Annotated in this window: 16 protein-coding genes and 3 tRNA genes; 9 read left to right on the plus strand and 10 right to left on the minus strand. The window is 56.1% G+C overall.

The window, feature by feature from the left end:
- Positions 1–200 precede the first annotated feature (200 nt).
- Entirely contained in the window at positions 201–2,609 is a 2,409-nt protein-coding gene (lon, locus tag ACR0EV_RS03995) for an endopeptidase La (RefSeq protein ID WP_480798889.1), read from the plus strand.
- Positions 2,610–2,658: 49 nt separating this feature from the next.
- Here lon and ACR0EV_RS04000 read toward each other — a convergent pair whose 3' ends face one another.
- Positions 2,659–4,245, minus strand: a complete 1,587-nt coding sequence (locus tag ACR0EV_RS04000) for an APC family permease (RefSeq protein WP_480798890.1) — start codon at positions 4,243–4,245, stop codon at positions 2,659–2,661.
- A 111-nt stretch (positions 4,246–4,356) separates the two neighbouring features.
- Positions 4,357–4,431 (minus strand) — tRNA-Val (locus tag ACR0EV_RS04005).
- 180 nt (positions 4,432–4,611) lie between these two features.
- On the opposite strand from ACR0EV_RS04005, the gene ACR0EV_RS04010 reads away from it, so the two are divergent.
- The 3 genes from ACR0EV_RS04010 (at position 4,612) to uvrA (ending at position 7,846) form a co-directional block, all read left to right on the plus strand.
- Positions 4,612–4,688: transfer RNA gene (locus ACR0EV_RS04010), tRNA-Asp, on the plus strand.
- A gap of 45 nt (positions 4,689–4,733) precedes the next feature.
- Positions 4,734–4,810: transfer RNA gene (locus ACR0EV_RS04015), tRNA-Asp, on the plus strand.
- A 177-nt stretch (positions 4,811–4,987) separates the two neighbouring features.
- Complete coding sequence (uvrA, locus tag ACR0EV_RS04020; RefSeq protein WP_480798891.1) at positions 4,988–7,846, plus strand: excinuclease ABC subunit UvrA; 2,859 nt, start codon at positions 4,988–4,990, stop codon at positions 7,844–7,846.
- A gap of 16 nt (positions 7,847–7,862) precedes the next feature.
- Here uvrA and ACR0EV_RS04025 read toward each other — a convergent pair whose 3' ends face one another.
- The 5 genes from ACR0EV_RS04025 to ACR0EV_RS04045 all read right to left on the minus strand — a co-directional run bounded on the left by ACR0EV_RS04025 (position 7,863) and on the right by ACR0EV_RS04045 (position 12,577).
- The gene (locus ACR0EV_RS04025; protein ID WP_480798892.1) at positions 7,863–8,186 is read right to left on the minus strand and encodes a hypothetical protein; all 324 of its coding nucleotides are present in this window, start codon (positions 8,184–8,186) and stop codon (positions 7,863–7,865) included.
- A 106-nt stretch (positions 8,187–8,292) separates the two neighbouring features.
- Entirely contained in the window at positions 8,293–9,165 is an 873-nt protein-coding gene (gene mmsB / locus ACR0EV_RS04030; protein ID WP_480799009.1) for a 3-hydroxyisobutyrate dehydrogenase, read from the minus strand.
- A 3-nt stretch (positions 9,166–9,168) separates the two neighbouring features.
- Entirely contained in the window at positions 9,169–10,209 is a 1,041-nt protein-coding gene (locus ACR0EV_RS04035; protein ID WP_480798893.1) for an enoyl-CoA hydratase/isomerase family protein, read from the minus strand.
- Between the two features lie 7 nt (positions 10,210–10,216).
- Complete coding sequence (locus ACR0EV_RS04040) at positions 10,217–11,359, minus strand: acyl-CoA dehydrogenase family protein (RefSeq protein ID WP_480798894.1); 1,143 nt, start codon at positions 11,357–11,359, stop codon at positions 10,217–10,219.
- A gap of 102 nt (positions 11,360–11,461) precedes the next feature.
- Positions 11,462–12,577: a carboxylate-amine ligase gene (locus ACR0EV_RS04045; RefSeq protein ID WP_480798895.1), complete on the minus strand. Its 1,116-nt coding sequence runs from the start codon at positions 12,575–12,577 to the stop codon at positions 11,462–11,464.
- 137 nt (positions 12,578–12,714) lie between these two features.
- On the opposite strand from ACR0EV_RS04045, the gene ACR0EV_RS04050 reads away from it, so the two are divergent.
- On the plus strand, positions 12,715–13,566 hold the full coding sequence (locus ACR0EV_RS04050; RefSeq protein WP_480798896.1) for a class I SAM-dependent methyltransferase: 852 nt from the start codon (positions 12,715–12,717) through the stop codon (positions 13,564–13,566).
- Positions 13,567–13,637: 71 nt separating this feature from the next.
- Positions 13,638–14,114 (plus strand): fasciclin domain-containing protein, encoded by a 477-nt coding sequence (locus tag ACR0EV_RS04055; RefSeq protein ID WP_171105223.1) that lies wholly within the window; start codon positions 13,638–13,640, stop codon positions 14,112–14,114.
- Positions 14,115–14,180: 66 nt separating this feature from the next.
- Here ACR0EV_RS04055 and ACR0EV_RS04060 read toward each other — a convergent pair whose 3' ends face one another.
- Both ACR0EV_RS04060 and ACR0EV_RS04065 read right to left on the minus strand, forming a co-directional pair.
- Complete coding sequence (locus ACR0EV_RS04060; RefSeq protein ID WP_480799010.1) at positions 14,181–14,765, minus strand: L,D-transpeptidase; 585 nt, start codon at positions 14,763–14,765, stop codon at positions 14,181–14,183.
- Positions 14,766–14,970: 205 nt separating this feature from the next.
- Positions 14,971–16,470: a CoA-acylating methylmalonate-semialdehyde dehydrogenase gene (locus ACR0EV_RS04065; protein ID WP_480798897.1), complete on the minus strand. Its 1,500-nt coding sequence runs from the start codon at positions 16,468–16,470 to the stop codon at positions 14,971–14,973.
- A 104-nt stretch (positions 16,471–16,574) separates the two neighbouring features.
- Between ACR0EV_RS04065 and ACR0EV_RS04070 the strand changes: the two genes are divergently transcribed.
- The 3 genes from ACR0EV_RS04070 to coaD all read left to right on the plus strand — a co-directional run bounded on the left by ACR0EV_RS04070 (position 16,575) and on the right by coaD (position 18,553).
- Positions 16,575–17,477 carry a LysR family transcriptional regulator gene (locus ACR0EV_RS04070; protein WP_480798898.1) on the plus strand — a complete coding sequence of 301 codons (903 nt, stop codon included), beginning with the start codon at positions 16,575–16,577 and terminating at the stop codon, positions 17,475–17,477.
- A 61-nt stretch (positions 17,478–17,538) separates the two neighbouring features.
- On the plus strand, positions 17,539–17,976 hold the full coding sequence (locus tag ACR0EV_RS04075) for a CBS domain-containing protein (protein WP_171089793.1): 438 nt from the start codon (positions 17,539–17,541) through the stop codon (positions 17,974–17,976).
- A gap of 85 nt (positions 17,977–18,061) precedes the next feature.
- Complete coding sequence (coaD, locus tag ACR0EV_RS04080; RefSeq protein ID WP_171089795.1) at positions 18,062–18,553, plus strand: pantetheine-phosphate adenylyltransferase; 492 nt, start codon at positions 18,062–18,064, stop codon at positions 18,551–18,553.
- Here the strand turns inward: coaD and gap are convergent.
- Positions 18,545–19,549 (minus strand): type I glyceraldehyde-3-phosphate dehydrogenase, encoded by a 1,005-nt coding sequence (gene gap / locus ACR0EV_RS04085; RefSeq protein ID WP_480798899.1) that lies wholly within the window; start codon positions 19,547–19,549, stop codon positions 18,545–18,547. The genes coaD and gap overlap by 9 nt on opposite strands.
- Between the last annotated feature and the right edge of the window lie 51 nt (positions 19,550–19,600).

A 19,600-nucleotide genomic window follows, 5' to 3' on the forward strand; every position in this document is an offset into this window, starting at 1 on the left:
GCACGTTGGCGAAATTTCCGTGGATATGTTTACGCGGTGCCTTGCAGTCCGCAAAACCTCGGTTCATGCTGAGACACGATACACGGCGGTAAGGTTGAAAAAGGGTGATTAGGCCCCACCTTTATCGTCCAAGACAGGAGACGGCCAAATGTTGCCTCGATGAGGGACAAGTGCCGTCTTGCCAACGATAAGGATAGAGCATGCAAGAGCCTCTGAATTCCTCATACCCCGTCCTGCCGCTGCGCGACATTGTGGTGTTCCCGCATATGATCGTGCCTCTTTTTGTAGGCCGCGATAAATCGGTCCGCGCGCTGGAAGAGGTGATGCAGGATGACAAGCAAATTCTTTTGTCCAGCCAGATCGATCCCGGTGTCGATGATCCCGAAATAGACGGTATCTATCGCTCGGGCGTTTTGGCCAATGTGCTGCAACTGCTGAAATTGCCCGATGGCACCGTGAAGGTGCTGGTCGAAGGGCAGGCACGTGTGCATATTACCGAGTTTCTTGAAAACGAACAGTTTTTCGAAGCTCGCGCCGAATATTTGACCGAAATTCCCGGTGATGTAACAACAACCGAAGCCCTGCTGCGCACTGTCGCGGATGAGTTCGAGCGCTATGCCAAAGTGCGCAAGAACATCCCCGAAGAGGCGCTGGCGGCCGTGGGTGAAACCACCGAGCCTGCCAAGTTGGCTGACCTTGTGTCAGGTCATCTGGGCATTGAAGTGGAGCAAAAGCAGGAACTGCTGGAAACCCTCAGCGTCAGCGAGCGGCTTGAGAAGGTCTATGGCCTGATGCAGGGCGAAATGTCGGTTCTGCAGGTCGAGAAAAAGATCAAAACCCGTGTCAAATCTCAGATGGAGAAGACGCAGCGCGAGTATTATCTGAATGAGCAGATGAAGGCCATTCAGAAGGAACTTGGCGACGGTGAAGACGGCAGCAACGAAGTTGCCGAGCTGGAAGAGAAAATCGCCGAGACCAAGCTGTCAAAAGAGGCGCGCGAAAAGGCCGAGGGCGAGCTGAAGAAGCTGCGCAACATGAGCCCGATGTCGGCTGAGGCCACCGTTGTGCGCAACTATCTGGATTGGATCCTGTCATTACCGTGGGGCACCAAATCCCGCGTCAAAAAGGATCTGGGCCGCGCGCAGGACATTCTGGATGCCGATCACTATGGGCTGGAGAAGGTCAAAGAGCGGATTGTCGAGTATCTCGCGGTTCAGCAGCGTTCGAAAAAGCTGAAGGGCCCGATCCTGTGTCTTGTTGGTCCTCCGGGCGTGGGTAAGACCTCGTTGGGTAAGTCAGTTGCCAAAGCCACGGGGCGCGAGTTCATTCGCATCTCGCTGGGTGGTGTGCGCGACGAATCCGAGATTCGGGGTCACCGTCGGACTTATATCGGCTCGATGCCGGGCAAGATCATCCAGGCGCTGAAAAAGGCAAAAACCACGAACCCGCTGATCTTGTTGGACGAAATCGACAAGATGGGGCAGGATTTCCGTGGTGATCCGGCTTCGGCGATGTTGGAAGTGCTCGATCCTGAGCAGAACAACACGTTCATGGATCACTATTTGGAGGTCGAATATGACCTGTCCAACGTGATGTTCCTGACCACGTCGAACAGCTACAACATGCCTGGGCCTTTGCTGGACCGGATGGAGATCATCCCGCTGGCCGGTTACACCGAAGAGGAAAAGAGCGAGATCGCGAAACAGCACCTGATCAGTAAGCAGGTCAAAAACCATGGTCTGAAGGCCAAGGAATTTGAACTGACCGATGAAGCGCTGCAAAAGATCATCCGCACCTACACCCGTGAGGCGGGCGTTCGGAACCTTGAACGTGAAATCGCCAAAGTGGCGCGGAAATCGCTGACAAAGATCATCAAGAAAGAGGCGGAAACTGTTGAAGTTACGCCGGAAAATCTGGATGAGTTCTTGGGTGTGCCAAAGTTCCGCTATGGGCTGGCCGAGCAGGATGATCAGATCGGTGTTGTAACAGGTTTGGCCTGGACCTCGGTTGGCGGCGATCTGCTGCATATTGAAGCGCTGAAACTGCCGGGCAAAGGGCGGATGAAAACCACCGGTAAGCTGGGCGATGTGATGAAAGAGTCCATCGATGCGGCTTCGTCATATGTGCGGTCCATCTCACCCAAGATCGGGGTGAAGCCGCCACAGTTCGATAAGATCGACATCCACGTGCACGTGCCGGATGGTGCCACGCCCAAGGATGGTCCGTCGGCTGGTCTTGCCATGGTGACGTCGATTGTTTCGGTGCTAACCGGCATCCCAGTGCGGAAAGACATCGCCATGACCGGTGAGGTTTCGCTGCGCGGCAACGCAATGCCGATTGGTGGTTTGAAAGAAAAACTGCTGGCCGCGCTGCGTGGTGGGATAAAGACGGTTCTGATCCCGGAAGAGAACGAAAAGGATCTGGCGGATATCCCGGACAATGTGAAGGAAGGGTTGGAGATCATCCCTGTCAAGCATGTCTCGGAAGTTCTCGAGCAGGCGCTGGTGCGTAAGCCCGAGCCGATCGATTGGGATGAAGCGGCTGAAGAAGCTGCAGCTGCGGCCGCTGCTTCGACCAAACCTGCGGATGCATCTGCCACGGCGCACTAGGCTGCGCGCACAAAAACGGAAAGAGGCAGAGCGTTGCTCTGCCTTTTTTTTACAGCCCGATGACAGGTTGCTTTGGATCAAGTATTTCTTCTTCCGCAATGTATTCCATGAATTTTTCGTCCGACAGCGCCGAGCGTATGGCCAGTGCGAAGATGATCGCGGAAAACACCACACACAGAAGAATATCCCACCCAAACGGGATCTGTTTCAAAGCCCCTGTGCCGAATTGCCCCAAGAATGAGATCAACCCAAGCCCGGCAAAATAGGGCATCAGCCAAACGGCCTCGGTCAGGTCCATTTCATCCAGACGCCCTCGGAACCGGATAAGCAGTAGAATTTTTCCGACGATCAGCGCGATACCGAGACGCCAAACGGTGTCCCATCCGCTCCAATACACAATCAGTGTTGCAATGGCGAAGGCGGTCAGCGCGACCAGACGCACCGCTGGAATGCGGATCGAACGGGGTTGATTTGGAAGCAGATCCCTTAAGCAAACGACGGCGATTGGGCCAACCGCAAATGACAAAACAATGGCGGCTCCGTTCAGGGCGATGACGGTGGTAAAGGGAACGGTCAACAAGAACAGCGTCCCGATCAGAAAATTCAATGCCAAAGCCCAGACCGGAACCCCAAACGAAGACAGGTTTTGCAGACGTTTTGGCAGAAAACCGTTTTGGGACAGGGCAAGGGCAATCCGGGCATTCGAGCCGGTTGCGACCAGACCGTTGCCAAAGGGGCCAACAACGGAACCGACATTTAACAGGCTGATGAACCAGACCAATCCGACCGACATGATCACGGCGTCCAAAGGACCTTCGCCACCAAAACTCAACTGGGCCCAACCATTGGTGAGTTGTGATGGATCCAGCGCGCCGATGAAGGCCACTTGGAGGCCAAGATAAATTGCGGCGCACAGGATGATCGATAAGACGAGGGCTGCCGGGATCGCAAATTTCGGGTTTCGCACTTCGCCCGCCATATCAACAACATGGCGGAAGCCTATGAACGAGAAAATGACGCCTCCGGTCGAAACGGCCGCCATGATTCCCTGCAACCCATAAGGGGCAAAGCCGTCTGGTTGTGTGAAGTTGTCAGCGTTGAACCGGCTGGCCACCAGCAATGCAGACAGGATCACCGGAATAGCTATTTTAGCCCAGGTCAGCGCCGCGTTGACCTGTGTGAAGAACTTGACGCCAAGCGCGTTGACCGCAACGAAAAGCAGCATGAAGACAAGGGCGACGAAAATTCCCGCGCCCGTCAGGTCGCCGGTATCGGCAGCGTGCAGCCAAGGGGCGTAAGGGGCCAGATACTTTAGCATCGCCTCTACTTCGATGGGGGCAGTGGTGTTATACCCGATCCATGCCGTCCACCCCATGGCCATCGAAACGATATTGCCGTGCGAAAACTGCGGGACCCGTGCAATTCCGCCGGGAATAGGCAGCATTGCTGAGATCTCTGCGAACGTGATCGCCAAAATGAACATCGCAGCCGCACCGATCAGCCAGGAGAGGATGGCCGCAGGCCCGGCGTGCTGAACCGCCAGAAGGGGACCGAACAACCAGCCCGAACCGATGATTCCTCCAACCGAAATGAAGGTCAGTCCGATCAGGCCAATGTCCCGCTTAAGCTCTGCCATGATGACCTCTGACGTTGATGTCGGCACAAGGTTTGGCCGATACAGCACGATAGTCATCGAGGCCGCGCGCTGGCAAGTCTTTCAATTTCAAGCGTAATCTGAGAATGGCAATGGTGGGTGATAAGAGATTTGAACTCCTGACATCTTCGATGTGAACGAAGCGCTCTACCACTGAGCTAATCACCCATGGGACGCGTTGATATCTGTCCTGCAGTTCGGCTGCAAGTGGATTTGGCTTTGTTCTGCGCGCAAAAAACGGCGGGCAAACAAAAATCTGGATTCTGATAAAAAACTTCAAAAGGCCGCTTGACGCTGCCCGAGCGTAGCCATAATACACCCCAACGTTCAGCAGTGAACGTGCAGCGGGCGGTTGTAGCTCAGTTGGTTAGAGTACCGGCCTGTCACGCCGGGGGTCGCGGGTTCGAGCCCCGTCAACCGCGCCATCGCTGCACTCCTTGGTCCAGGGTAAAGGCCACGAAAATAGATGCGCGGTTGTAGCTCAGTTGGTTAGAGTACCGGCCTGTCACGCCGGGGGTCGCGGGTTCGAGCCCCGTCAACCGCGCCATTTTCCTCTCATTCTAAATCGATTGGCCAAAAACAATGCATCGGCTATTCGGATTAAGCATCCGCGGTTTGATTTGGTCGGCGAAAACCTGTATGTTCACTAAATGTTCTAACTTTTTTGTTGGAGACTCAGGCAAGCTCGCCTATCTCTAGACCACTTATTTGTTGGGGGCCGGAAATGGCTGAGCTGAAGAATATCGAGGTGCGCGGTGCGCGCGAGCATAACCTCAAAGGCATTGATGTTGATATCCCTCGGGATCAGCTGGTGGTGATCACGGGATTGTCTGGTTCGGGCAAGTCCTCGCTGGCGTTTGATACCATCTATGCCGAAGGGCAGCGGCGCTATGTGGAAAGCCTGTCTGCCTATGCGCGTCAATTCCTCGATATGATGGAAAAACCCGATGTGGATCACATCAGCGGCCTAAGTCCGGCGATTTCCATCGAACAGAAAACGACCTCTAAAAACCCGCGTTCGACAGTCGGGACGGTCACGGAAATCTATGACTATCTGCGCCTGTTGTTCGCTCGTGCCGGAACACCCTATAGCCCCGCGACCGGACAGCCGATCGAGGCGCAGCAGGTACAGGACATGGTCGACCGGATCATGACCATGGAGGAGGGCACGCGAGGTTATCTGCTGGCCCCCATCGTGCGCGATCGCAAGGGTGAGTACAAAAAAGAGTTCCTGGAGCTGCGCAAGCAAGGGTTCCAGCGCGTCAAGGTCGATGGTGAGTTCTATGAACTGGATGAACCACCGACGCTGGACAAAAAGTTCCGCCACGACATCGATGTGGTGGTGGATCGACTTGTTGTCCGAGAGGGTATGGAGACCCGCTTGGCCGACAGCCTGCGCACAGCCCTGGATCTGGCAGACGGTATTGCGATTCTGGAGACTGCTCCGCGTGAGGGTGATCCGGAGCGGATCACCTTTAGCGAAAACTTTGCTTGTCCGGTCAGCGGTTTCACCATCCCCGAAATCGAACCACGTCTATTTTCCTTCAACGCGCCATTTGGGGCTTGCCCTGATTGCGATGGGTTGGGGGTCGAGTTGTTCTTTGATGAGCGTCTCGTTGTGCCGGATCAATCGTTGAAACTCTATGACGGGGCATTGGCGCCATGGCGCAAGGGCAAGTCGCCGTATTTCCTGCAAACCATAGAAGCCATCGCACGGCACTACGAATTCGACAAGAACACACCATGGAAAGACCTGCCCAAGAACGTGCAGCAGGTGTTCCTGCGCGGCTCGGGCGATGAAGAGATCCAGTTCCGTTATGACGAAGGTGGACGCGTTTATCAGGTGACGCGCAGTTTCGAAGGCGTGATCCCGAATATGGAGCGCCGCTATCGTGAAACGGACAGCGCCTGGATTCGTGAGGAGTTCGAACGTTATCAGAACAACCGTCCATGCGGCACGTGTGAGGGGTATCGCCTGCGGCCCGAGGCACTGGCGGTCAAGATCGCGGGTCTGCATGTTGGACAAGTGGTGCAGATGTCAATCCGGGAAGCTCTGGCCTGGATCGAGGATGCGCCGAACCATCTGAGCGCGCAGAAGAATGAAATCGCGCGCGCCATTCTAAAAGAGATTCGCGAACGACTTGGGTTTTTGAATAACGTTGGTTTGGAATATCTTACGCTGTCACGTTCAAGTGGAACGCTGTCTGGTGGTGAAAGCCAGCGTATTCGTTTGGCCAGCCAAATAGGCTCGGGTCTGACTGGGGTTCTTTATGTGTTGGACGAGCCGTCAATTGGTCTTCACCAGCGCGACAATGACCGGTTGTTAGGGACACTCAAGAACCTTCGGGATCAGGGCAACACAGTGATTGTTGTCGAACATGATGAGGAGGCCATCCGCGAGGCCGACTATGTGTTCGACATTGGCCCCGGAGCGGGCGTTCACGGGGGGCAGGTCGTCAGTCATGGTACACCTGCGGACATCACGGGTGATGCGGCCTCGATCACCGGGCAATATCTGGCGGGGACGCGGGAAATCTCGGTTCCGGTTGAACGGCGCGCGGGCAAAAAGCAGAAAGTTACTGTGGTGAAAGCCACGGGCAACAACCTCAAGAATGTCACGGCCGAGTTTCCTTTGGGCAAGTTTGTGTGTGTCACTGGGGTGTCTGGTGGCGGCAAGTCTACGCTGACCATTGAGACACTGTTCAAAACCGCATCGATGCGCCTGAATGGTGCGCGACAAACTCCAGCGCCGTGTGAGACGATCAAGGGGCTTGAGCATCTGGACAAGGTCATCGACATTGATCAGCGGCCGATTGGACGGACTCCGCGTTCGAATCCAGCCACTTACACCGGGGCCTTCACACCGATCCGCGACTGGTTCGCCGGACTGCCCGAGGCGAAGGCGCGGGGGTACAAGCCCGGTCGCTTCAGCTTTAACGTGAAGGGTGGCCGGTGCGAGGCGTGTCAGGGTGACGGTGTCATCAAGATCGAAATGCACTTTCTGCCCGACGTTTATGTCACCTGCGAGACCTGCAAAGGCGCGCGCTACAACCGCGAGACGCTTGAGATCAAGTTCAAGGGCAAGTCCATCGCGGATGTGCTTGATATGACTGTGGAAGATGCACAGGAGTTCTTTAAGGCCGTGCCATCTATCCGCGACAAGATGGATGCTTTGGCCCGCGTTGGGCTGGGCTATATCAAGGTTGGGCAACAGGCCACCACGCTGTCTGGTGGCGAAGCACAACGCGTGAAGCTGTCCAAGGAACTGTCGAAACGTTCAACCGGGCGGACGCTTTACATCCTGGATGAACCGACCACGGGTCTGCATTTCGAAGACGTGCGTAAACTGTTGGAAGTGCTGCACGAACTGGTCGATCAGGGGAACACGGTTGTGGTTATCGAGCACAATCTGGACGTGGTGAAAACTGCGGATCATATCATCGACATTGGTCCCGAGGGTGGCGATGGCGGTGGTGAGATTGTTGCCGTTGGCACACCCGAAGAGGTCGCCACGGTCGAACGCAGTCATACCGGGCGCTACCTGAAATCGATGTTGGACAACGCGCGCGTCGCGGCAGAATAACCGCTGACCTGCCAGCTTAGTTCAGAATATCGGCAACTGCACCGATCAGGTTCAGGACTTTGCGCGTATCGGGATCGACCCGGTACACATAGTCGCCCGCGCGGATGTAGGAATAGTTCCGGTTCAGCCCATAACGGTACGGATTGTCGATCCAACGATAATCGTTTCGGATGAAATCACCGTTCCGATAGATCTTTTTTGCTTGTCCCGGCGGCACGCAAGGAACAGATTTCTTGGCCAAACCCGGTGGGCAATGCCCGTTTTTGTTTTTGGCTACGGCCGTAACGGGTGCAAGCGCCATTGCCGCAAGCATTGCAGTTGTTACCAGGTATTTTGTCATGCCGCTTTCCTTTGCGAACAGGCTAAAGGCGCCTTGGAACATGACTGGGTAGATGGCCCCTTGCCTATTGTCTGTCAAATGGTTGGGCAAGAGGCCGCCGAACTACCTATTCGCGCCCTCGTTTTTCGAAGCGTGGAAGCATCGCGCTGAAATCGCGGCCCAATCCGTCTTCATTTTCGACAAACTGCTCGTATAGGGCAGTCGCGACCTGACCCATCGGCGTATCCGCATCAGCGCTGTCTGCGGCTTGCTGGCTGAGCCGCAGGTCTTTCAGCATCAGCTCGGCCGCAAACCCAGGCGTGTAGTTATTGTCGGCAGGGCTTTGCGGGCCAACGCCGGGGGCAGGGCAATAGGCATTCATCGTCCAGCTAAAGCCTGACGACGTGCTGACCACGTCGAACATCTTTTGTCGGTCCAGTCCCAGTTTGTCCGCCAGCGCAAAAGCCTCGCATGTAGCGATCATGGTGACGCCAAGGATCATGTTGTTGCAGATTTTGGCAGCTTGTCCGGCCCCGGCTTCGCCGCAGTGAACCGCTTTTTGCCCCATGATCTCGAACAAGGGGGCCGCTTTTGCGAATGCGTCTTCCGATCCGCCGGCCATGAACGTCAGCGTACCTGCCGCCGCACCGCCGATACCGCCTGACACGGGTGCGTCCACGGACAGAAGCCCCGAACCAATGGCCTGATCGGCAACCGCACGCGCGCTGTCGACATCAACGGTCGAGCAGTCGATCAGCACAGACCCTTTCGACATGGCAGGAATGACCTGATCCGCGACGGCCCGTAAAATAGCACCGTTTGGCAGCATGGTGATGACCGCATCCGATTCTGCAACCGCATCAGACGCCGTTTCGGCACGGGAAACACCCTCTACAGTGACGCCTGCGGTATCAAACCCCAGAACCTGATGCCCGGCCTTTGCCAGATTGGCCGCCATGGGCGCGCCCATATTTCCCAGCCCAATAAAACCGATCTGCATCATTTAGTCCTCCTCAAAAGTCAGGGTATCCGCGCCCAGCGGTTGCAGCATTTTCGAGACGGCCGTCAAAGGGACGTTCATATCGGGAAACTGCCAGTTCGGGCTGCGGTCTTTATCGATGATTTGCGCGCGAATACCTTCCAGAAAGTCACCGTGTTCCATCGACCGGTGGGTGAAACGGTATTCCAACTCCAGGGCACGTCGTATGGACAAAGCGGGGCCGCGCAGACGGTGCAGCATTTCAACCGTACAGGCCGTGGAAAGAGGGGCGTTTTTTCCCAGCGTCGACAGGGTTTTCTGTGAAAACTCGTGGTCGCTGTTGCGCAGGCTCGTCACGATGTCGCTTAGTGTTTCGCCCGAGAAATGCTGATCAATGTCGGACTGCAACCCGGCCAGTTCTCCGGCGGGTGGGGTTTCTGCGTGTTGCGAGATCAGGTCGGCGTTACCGGAAGCTTCCAGCATCTCAATCAGATCGGACCAGTGCGATTGAGGGATATAGTTGTCCGCGAACCCTGCCAGAATCGCATCCGCAGGCCCCATTCGGAACCCAGTTGTTCCCAGAAACTCGCCCAATCGACCGGGGGCGAGCGCCAGCATCAGCGAGCCGCCCACATCCGGCACCAGGCCAATCGAGCATTCGGGCATCGCAATTTTGGAGCTTTCCCCGACAACGCGATGGCTACCGTGGCACCCAATGCCCACACCGCCGCCCATGGTAAAGCCCTGAAGAAAGCTGATGACCGGCTTGGGGTATTCAAAGATCATCGCATTCAGGCGGTATTCGTCGCGCCAGAATGTCTGTCCGTAGGAATAGTCGCCCTTGGTGCCGGTATCATAAAGCTCGGCGATGTCACCGCCCGCGCAGAAGGCTTTTGCCCCTTCGGCGTCCAGAATGATCAGGTCAACGGCATCGTCTTCGCGCCAGTTGCGCATCGCCGTGTCGATGGCCATGCACATCTCGTAACTCAATGCGTTCAAAGCATGTGGGCGGGTCAGGGTGATGCGTCCGGCACGGCCTGTGGTGCGGATTTCGATGTCTGACATAGGGGCCTCAGCGGTTGGCGAGCATCTGGCGCGATACGATCACGCGCATGATCTCATTCGTGCCTTCCAGTATCTGATGCACGCGAAGATCGCGCACAAGCTTTTCGATGCCGTAATCGGCAAGATAGCCATAACCACCATGCAGTTGTAGGCACTGATCCACCACTTTCGACCCGGCTTCGGTCACGAATTTCTTGGCCATGGCACAGAATTTCGTGGCATCGGGCGCGCTATTGTCCAGTTTCCACGCGGCTTGGCGCAGGAAAGTACGTGCCGCTTGCAATTCAATCTCCATATCCGCCAGGCGGAACTGAAGGGCCTGAAACTGATCAATGGATTGCCCAAACGCTTTGCGTTCGGACATGTATTGCAACGTCATATCCAACCCAGCCTGAGCGGCACCAAGCGAACAGGCCGCGATGTTCAGTCGCCCGCCGTCGAGGCCCATCATGGCATACTTGAATCCGTCGCCTTCGGTGCCGACTAGGTTGCCAGCCGGGATTTTGCAATCATCGAACTGCACCTGCGCGGTGGGCTGACTTTTCCAGCCCATTTTCTCTTCCAGTGCTCCAAAGCTGAGACCGGGAGTTCCGTCTTCGACATAAACGGTGGAAATACCTTTGGGGCCATCTTGGCCTGTACGCACCATGCAGACATAGGCGTCGGAGTATCCTCCGCCCGAGATGAATGCCTTGGTGCCGTTCAGCGTGTAGCCTTCGTTCGTGCGTTCAGCGCGGGTCTTCAAGGCCGCCGCGTCCGAGCCGGAACCGGGCTCGGTCAGGCAATAGCTCAGAACTGTATTGAGGCTTAGAACATCGGGCATGATACGTGCCTTGAGGTCATCATCCGCGAAATTGTCCAACATCTTGGCGCACATGTTGTGGATCGACAGGAACGCTGCGACCGAAGGGCAGGCCATCGACAACGCCTCGAAAACCAAGGTGGCATCCAGGCGGGTCAGGTTCGAACCGCCGCTATCCTCGGATACATACAAAGCCCCAAAACCAAGCTCGCCGATTTGTGGCCACAAGGTTTTGGGAATGGTGCCATCGGATTCCCATTGCCGCGCAAAGGGTGCAATGTTTTCCTGCCCAAACGCATATGCCATGTCGAAAATGGCTGTCTGTTCCTCGCTGAGTGCGAAATCCATGGCGTTCCCTCCCGTCGGCAATGAATTGAACGGTTGTTTATTTCCGAATTCTTACAGAAATTTTGCAGGCTCAACAATGGCTCGCGAAGAGGTTAGAGCAGCCTAGAGATCCGCGTGAAATTCCTCGATCAGGTGACGCACGACGGCTTGTCCGGGATCGTCTCCGCGCGCGACGGCCTCGGCGTGAACGCGGCGTTGACGGGTGGCTGAGGTACCGTTTTCAGCGATCTGCCGTAGACGCGCCAGTTCGGTCATCGTGCCAAGCGCTTCGGTGTCTTCTGCCAACAAACCCATCAGATCGCCGATCAGTTCGGACATCGGTTTGACCGAGCGGTCGCCAAAATCAATCAACCCTTCGCCCACGCCATAGCGTTGTGCACGCCAACGGTTTTCTCCAATGAGGAAGCGGTCATATTGTCGCCAACGCAGGTTGCGGTCCTTCAGTCGACACAACATTCGGGTCAACGCCTGAACCAGTGCAGCCAGGGACAGCGTGTGTTCCAGTCGGGGCTGAACGTCCATAATCCGCGTTTCAAGCGTGGGGAAACGATGCGACGGGCGCAGGTCCCACCAGATTTTGGTCGTATCCTCGATCACGCCCAGATCCACGAGAATACCCGTGGTGCGCTCATATTCACTCCAACTGCCGAAGATTGGGGGAAGACCGGTGCGGGGCAGGTTGTCGAACACGGTCAGGCGATAAGAGGACAGGCCGGTATCTTCGCCATTCCAAAAGGGGGACGATGTGGACAGCGCCAGAAGATGCGGCAGAAAGTAGGACAGCTGCGGCATCAGATCGGCACGCAGGGTAGGGTCTTCGACCCCCACATGCACATGCATACCGCAGATCAACATGCGACGCGCCACGCCCCCTAACGCGTGTTGCAGCGCGTCATACCGTTCCTTACGGGTGTGATGTTGATCCTTCCAGTTGGCAAACGGATGACAGGATACAGCGATGGGGGACAGATTGTAGTCAGCAGCCCGTTTCGACACGCAAGATCTCAGGCGTTTGAGGTCTTCCCGCGCCGAGGCGATTGTCGTGTGCGGGCGCGTTCCGACTTCAATCTGACATTGCAGGAACTCGGGACTGACTTGACCTTCGAAATCGTTTTGACAGGCCTCCATAAGCGCTTCGGGCGCTTCGGACAATTGCAGGCTGTCGCGATCCACCAGAAGATATTCTTCTTCAATGCCCAGTGTGAATTCCTGCTGCATGGCGACCCCTTTGTCTGTCGTGCGATCCAGTGAATACGGAAATTTGCTTTTTGCCAAGGGTTTGCCCGGCTTGTCCTTGCACTGGCACTGGCGGCAATTGTAAGGAACGGATCAGCACAGACCGTGGAGCCATCGCCGTGAAACCCAGAAAATTCCCAAAGATTAACGCCGCTCTGGACGAGTTGGGGGTGAGGCTGATCGACAAGGTTACCGAACAGGATGAACGCGCGCGGCTTGAGGCTTTTGAAGCCGCAGGAGGGCTGACACGCCCAGCCTATGCGTTATCTCCGGGCATGGAAGGTTTCGATATCGCGCAACTGGTGGCGGAATATGACCGTCACAAGGCGGATTTGCAGGCTTTAAAAGACCCGGCGCGCAATCAGACAGGCTATCGCACAGGCAACGGCTATTACGACAGCCCGGATGCAGATGCCTTGTATCTGATGATCCGCCGCTTTCAGCCCAAGCGCGTGATCGAGGTGGGGTGCGGGAACTCAACTCGTGTGACCCGGCAAGCGATTATTGACGGCGGGTTGAACACAAAAATCACTGCCATTGACCCATACCCACGTGCCGACATTGCCCATGTCGTGGACCACTTCGAGCAAAAACGTCTTGAAGAGGTCGACCCGTCGATTTTTGCCGAACTTGAAGCCGGGGATATTCTGTTCATCGATTCAAGCCACGTTGTGCGGATGAGCAACGACGTCGCCCATCTGTTCTGCCGCATCATTCCGGAGCTGAAACCCGGTGTGGTCATTCATGTGCACGATGTTTTTTTGCCCTACGAATATCCAAAACGGTTCTTCTATGATTGCCCGGGCTGGGGAGAGCAGTATGTGCTACACGCGTTGCTACAATCTGGTGCGTATTCAATGCTTTGGCCGGGATATTACCTTCAACAGGATCGCCCGGATGCCGTTGCCGCTTTGCCGTTTCTGGCTGAGGGACGCGCGCAGAGCATCTGGGTGCAACTCAAAGAAAAATGATCGCAGAGTGATCCGCTGCGGCAAAAGGTCCGTACCCCTTTCCATAACACGCTGGAGAGGAGAAGACAGCTATGTTCCGTCGCACATTCATGGGCGCAGCCGCCGCACTTGCATTTGCCATGCCGCTTAAGGCGCAGGCCGCTGACATCGTCGACACTGCCGTTGCTGCAGGTTCGTTTAACACCCTGGTCGCTGCCGTTCAGGCCGCTGGTCTGGTTGACACGTTGAAAGGCGATGGCCCGTTCACCGTTTTTGCCCCAACTGACGAGGCGTTCGCAGCTCTGCCCGAGGGTACGGTGGAATCCCTGCTGTTGCCCGAGAACAAGGACCAGCTTGTATCGATCCTGACCTATCATGTTGTTCCGGCCAAGGTTATGTCTGGCGACATTGCTGGCAAGCGCGCCAAAGTCTTGACCGTTCAGGGCGACCGGCTGAGCGTTAACGCAAAGAACGGCGTTAAGGTGAATGATGCCAAGGTTGTGCAGGCCGATATTGAGGCAAGCAACGGCGTGATTCACGTGGTCGACGCAGTTATTCTGCCGGAATAAGCCACGGTTCAAAAACAACAAAGCCCCGGCGATTGACCGGGGCTTTTGCTTTTTGAGATTAGCAAATCAGACCAGACGCACCTGTGTCCCAATCTGAACCAGTGGATACAATTCTTCCACGTGCTGATTGTAGAGTCCGATACATCCAGACGAACTCTGACGGCCAATCTTGCGCGTGTCGTGGGTTCCGTGGACCAGATAAGCTGGCCAGCCCAGATACATAGCGCGGGTGCCCAATGGATTGCCAGGGTCACCACCTTCCATCCGTACAGGCAACGATGGATCGCGCTCACGCATGGATGCCGTTGGTGTCCAGCTTGGGAATTCGGTTTTGCGTACGACTTTTGTGTAACCGCGTTTGGTGAGCTCTTCACTCATCGGGACCGAACTTGGGTAAAGCTTGTAAGTTCCGTCCGGGCTCCAGTAATGCACAGCGCGGCTGGTGATATCGGCCAGCAGGCAGCCCACGCCAAGCTCATCAAAGTGATCCTGCCAGTTCTGTTGCGAGAATGAAGACACGTTGCGGCGCACCGGCAATTGCGTGCTGATGGCATCTTCCGTTTCCGGGAAAGCATCTGTGCTTTGCGCCCGAACAAGGGCAGGGGTTGCCAGTAAAGATGCAGCGCCCAACAAGGCGGAACGACGGGTCATACGAGAATGGGACAAGGCTGCCTCCGATAATTTTACTGCTCGGTACACACTTGTCGGACAAAATATTTGTCTTGGAGGCATTTTTCCAGTGGGCCATGTCTGAATTTCTTGTGAAGGCGAGGCCGCAGACAGGTTTATCGGCGAAAAGATGCAAAAAACCCGGCCCAAATTCGGGCCGGGCATGGAATTTCAATGGACGTTCAGATCAGTCCATGGCTTTGAAGTTGAACTCGCCACCTTCCTTGATGCCCGACGGCCACCGGGACGTGACGGTCTTGGTGCGGGTATAGAACTTAAAGCTGTCAGGGCCGTGCTGATTCAAGTCACCAAACATCGATTTCTTCCAGCCGCCAAAGGTGTGATAGGCCAGCGGAACCGGGATCGGCACGTTGATGCCGACCATGCCGATATTGATCCGGCTTGCAAAATCACGCGCGGTGTCACCGTCACGGGTGAAGATCGCGGTGCCGTTGCCATATTCATGGTCCATCGCCAATTTCAGCGCTTCTTCATAAGAACCGGCACGCACAGTGGACAGGACCGGGCCAAAGATTTCCTGTTTGTAGATGTCCATGTCCGGGGTGACATGGTCGAACAAATGCGGGCCGACAAAGAAGCCGTCTTCGTAACCCTGCAGGCTGAAATCGCGGTTGTCGACTACCAGCTTTGCGCCTTGCTCTACGCCCGAGTTGATCAGGCCCAGGATACGTTCTTTGGCGGCTCCGGTGACAACCGGGCCCATGTCCACGTCATCACCAGCGGTATAAGGGCCAACTTTCAGCTTTTCGACGCGCGGGATCAGCTTTTCGATCAGCTTGTCAGCGGTTTCTTCGCCAACGGGAACTGCCACGGATACAGCCATGCAGCGTTCGCCTGCCGCGCCAAATCCGGCACCGACCAGCGCGTCGGCCGCCTGATCCAAGTCAGCGTCGGGCATGACGATCATGTGGTTCTTGGCGCCGCCAAAACACTGGGCGCGTTTGCCGTTTGCGGTTGCGCGGCTGTAGATATATTGCGCAATCGGCGTCGAACCCACAAAGCTTACGCCTTGGATGATTTCGCTGTCGAGAATCGTATCAACGGCTTCTTTGTCGCCGTTCACGACCTGGAACACACCCTTGGGCAGACCGGCTTCGACGAAGAGTTCTGCCAGCATCAGCGGAACCGACGGGTCACGTTCGGACGGCTTCAGAACCACAGCGTTGCCACAGGCAAGCGCCGGGCCTACGTGCCACAGCGGCATCATGGCTGGGAAGTTGAAAGGCATGATTGATCCGACAACGCCCAGAGGCTGACGCATCGAGTACATGTCGATACCGGGGCCGGCGCTGTCAGTGAATTCACCTTTCAGCATCTGCGGAGCGCCGATGCAGTACTCAATCACTTCCAGACCACGCTGCAAGTCACCCTTGGCATCGGGGATGGTTTTACCATGTTCGCGGCTCAGGACCTCGGCCAGCTTGTCCATGTCGCGGTTCATCAGGCCAACCATGGCCATCATGACTCGCGCGCGCTTTTGCGGGTTGGTCGCGCCCCATGCGGGCTGGGCAGCGGCTGCGGCTTCAATGGCCGCGGTGGTTTCTGCCGCGCTGGCCATTGGACATTTGTACTGAACTTCGCCGGTCGCTGGGTTGTACACGTCGTCGAAACGACCGGATGTTCCGGCAACCATTTCGCCGTTCAAAAAATGGGTCAGGTCTTGCATCAAGAGCTCCTCCGATAGGTTTGCGCGCAGAATAGACTTGCAGAAATCCCGCGAACAGAGGCAATGTCCCAAAAGAGTTTTGCAAAAATGCAAAAGGTTTGTGGATGACTCCGAACTGGGACGATATGCGGATCTTTTTGGCCGTGGCACGGGAAGAAAGTCTGTCTTCTGCTGGCCGCATACTGAAGATTGATCCCGCCACTGTAGGGCGTCGCGTGGCCCGTCTGGAATCCACGTTGGAGTCCACTTTGTTCACCAAATCGCAGCAGGGTTATGTCCTGACGTCGGCAGGGCAACGTCTTTTGGAACATGGGCTGCACGCCGAAGAGGCGATGCGCGCAGCTGCCGGGGCGGTGGCCGGGTCAACGAAATCGCTGAGCGGCCAGATCAGGATCGGCGCGCCGGATGGCAGCGCGAATTACCTGTTGCCGCAGGTTTGCGCGAAAATCAGCGATGCGAACCCTGATCTGGACATTCAGATACTTGCGCTACCCCGGGTGATTAACCTGTCTCGACGCGAGGCTGATATGGCCGTGACAGTGAGCGCGCCAACAGCCGGCCAGTTGAGGGTGAAAAAGATCAGCGACTACAAACTGCACATGGTTGCGACGGACGACTATCTTCAAAAGCATGGTCCGATTCAATCTGTTGCGGATCTGAAAGGGCACAGGTTGATCGGTTACATCCCCGACATGATCTTTGACCGAGAGCTGGATTACCTGAATGACATAGGCATTGACCGTGTCGCGCTTGCATCGAACTCGGTCTCGGTCCAATTGCGACAGGTCACGCTGGGAACCGGGGTTTGTGTGGCTCATGATTTCACGCTGCCGTTTCACTCCGATCTGCGGAAAATCCTGACGGATCAAGTGAGTTTGACGCGCAGTTTCTATCTTGTTCGGCATGAAGGAGATCAGCGCAACGAACGGTTGAACCGCTTTGCTGATGCCCTGACACGCGGCATTCGCGAGGAAGTGCTTCGTTTGGAAGCAGAGGCCGACGCTTGACAGGTCGCCACAATCGCGCAACGCTTTGGAATAAGTGTCATTATTTCCGGAGGTATTCTTCATGCTTGTACAGGCCATCCTGAAGTCCAAGGCTACAGACGGCGTTGTGACGGTTGCGCCAACGGCGACGGTCTCGGAGGCCTCGAAGATTCTTGCGGAGAAGCGGATCGGGACGGTTATCATTTCCGAAGACGGCGGTGAAACCGCGTCCGGCATCCTGTCTGAACGTGACATCGTCCGGGAACTGGCGGCCAGTGGCAGTGGCTGCCTGAACCAGCCAGTACAGTCCTACATGACGCAAGATCTTGTCACGACGACCCGTCAAGCGACGGTGGAAGACATCATGTCCCGCATGACCGAAGGACGGTTCCGTCATATGCCGGTGGTGGAAGATGGCAAGCTGGTCGGCATTGTCACACTCGGCGATGTCGTGAAGGCACAGCTGGCAGAACTGGCCATGGAAAAAGATGCTTTGGAAGGCATGATAATGGGGCACTGACAGCAAGGGTTGCTTCAGCAATCACTTGCACCTGCAGCAAAGTTATGTTTGCTTGCGCAGAAATTTTGTTGCGCAGGAGGGCGCGATGCGGGTTGGATTATATCCTGGAACCTTTGATCCCATCACAATGGGCCACATCGACATCATTCGTCGGGCGGCAGCTTTGGTCGACAAACTGGTGATTGGTGTTGCCATCAACCGGGATAAAGGGCCTTTATTCTCGTTGGAAGAGCGTGTGGCCATGATTGAAGCCGAATGTGCTCAGCTCTCTGAACAGACTGGGACCGAGATTGTCGCCCATCCATTTGAAAACCTGCTGATCGATTGTGCGCGGGATGTTGGTGCGCAGATCATTGTGCGTGGATTGCGCGCTGTTGCCGACTTTGAGTATGAATTTCAGATGGTTGGAATGAACCGTGCATTGGACGATTCAATCGAGACCGTCTTTTTGATGGCAGAAGCGCGCCATCAGGCAATTGCCTCGAAACTGGTCAAGGAAATCGCCCGGTTGAACGGGGACGTGTCGAAATTCGTCACGCCCCGCGTCAACACCGCGCTGAAAGAACGGTTAGGCTAGGGCGCCCATCGCGGCGGCTGTGTCCAGCATCCGGTTCGAGAAGCCCCATTCATTGTCGTACCAGGCCAATACGCGAACAAGTGTGCCATCGGTGACTTTGGTTTCGGCCAGCGACACGGTCGAGCTGTGCGGGTCGTGGTTGAAATCAATGGAAACCAAGGGACGGCTTTCTGCCGCCAACACGCCGGGAATTTTGGCAGCGGCATCGACAAAAAGCTGATTCACTTCCTCTTCGGTGGTTGGTCGGGAAACCTCGGCCACCAGATCAACGACCGAAACGTTCGGGGTCGGGACACGGATCGCCTGACCCGTCAGTTTGCCTTGAAGCCGCGGCAGAACCAGACCAACAGCAGCAGCCGCACCGGTTGTGGTGGGGATCATCGACAACGCAGCGGCGCGTGACAGGTAAGGATCTTTTCCGACCAAGTCATGTACGGGCTGGCTGGCCGTATAGGCGTGGACAGTGGTCATATTACCGTGCTTGATGCCAAGTCCGGCATCCAAGGCCGACGCAACCGGAGACAGGCAGTTGGTGGTGCAGGATGCGTTCGACACGACCAAGTCTTCGGCGGTCAGTTCGTGATCGTTTACACCAAACACAACGGTCTTGACGTTGCCGCCGCCGCGGGCCGGAGCCGAGATCAGAACCTTTTTCGAGCCGTTCTTGAAGTGACGTTCAGCAGCTTCTCGGGTGCGGAACACACCTGTGCATTCCAGAACGACATCAATATCCGACCATGGCAGGTCTTCGGGGTTGCGTTCGCTGGTCAGACGGATCGGACCACGACCCACATCCAAACCTGCATCGCTGAGTGTAACCGGGTTGGCGTAGCGACCATGCACACTGTCGAACTCGAACAAATGCGCGTTCATGTCCGGCTTTCCTAAATCGTTGATCGCCACAATCTCAACGTCTGTGCGGCCGCTTTCCATAACTGCGCGCAGAACCCCGCGCCCAATCCGTCCAAATCCGTTGATCGCAAGTTTCAGGGTCATGGTCTGCTCCGTCGAAATTTCTCTGTCAGATTAGTTAGCGCTAACAACTCC

Source organism: Ruegeria sp. CF8, assembly GCF_056537285.1.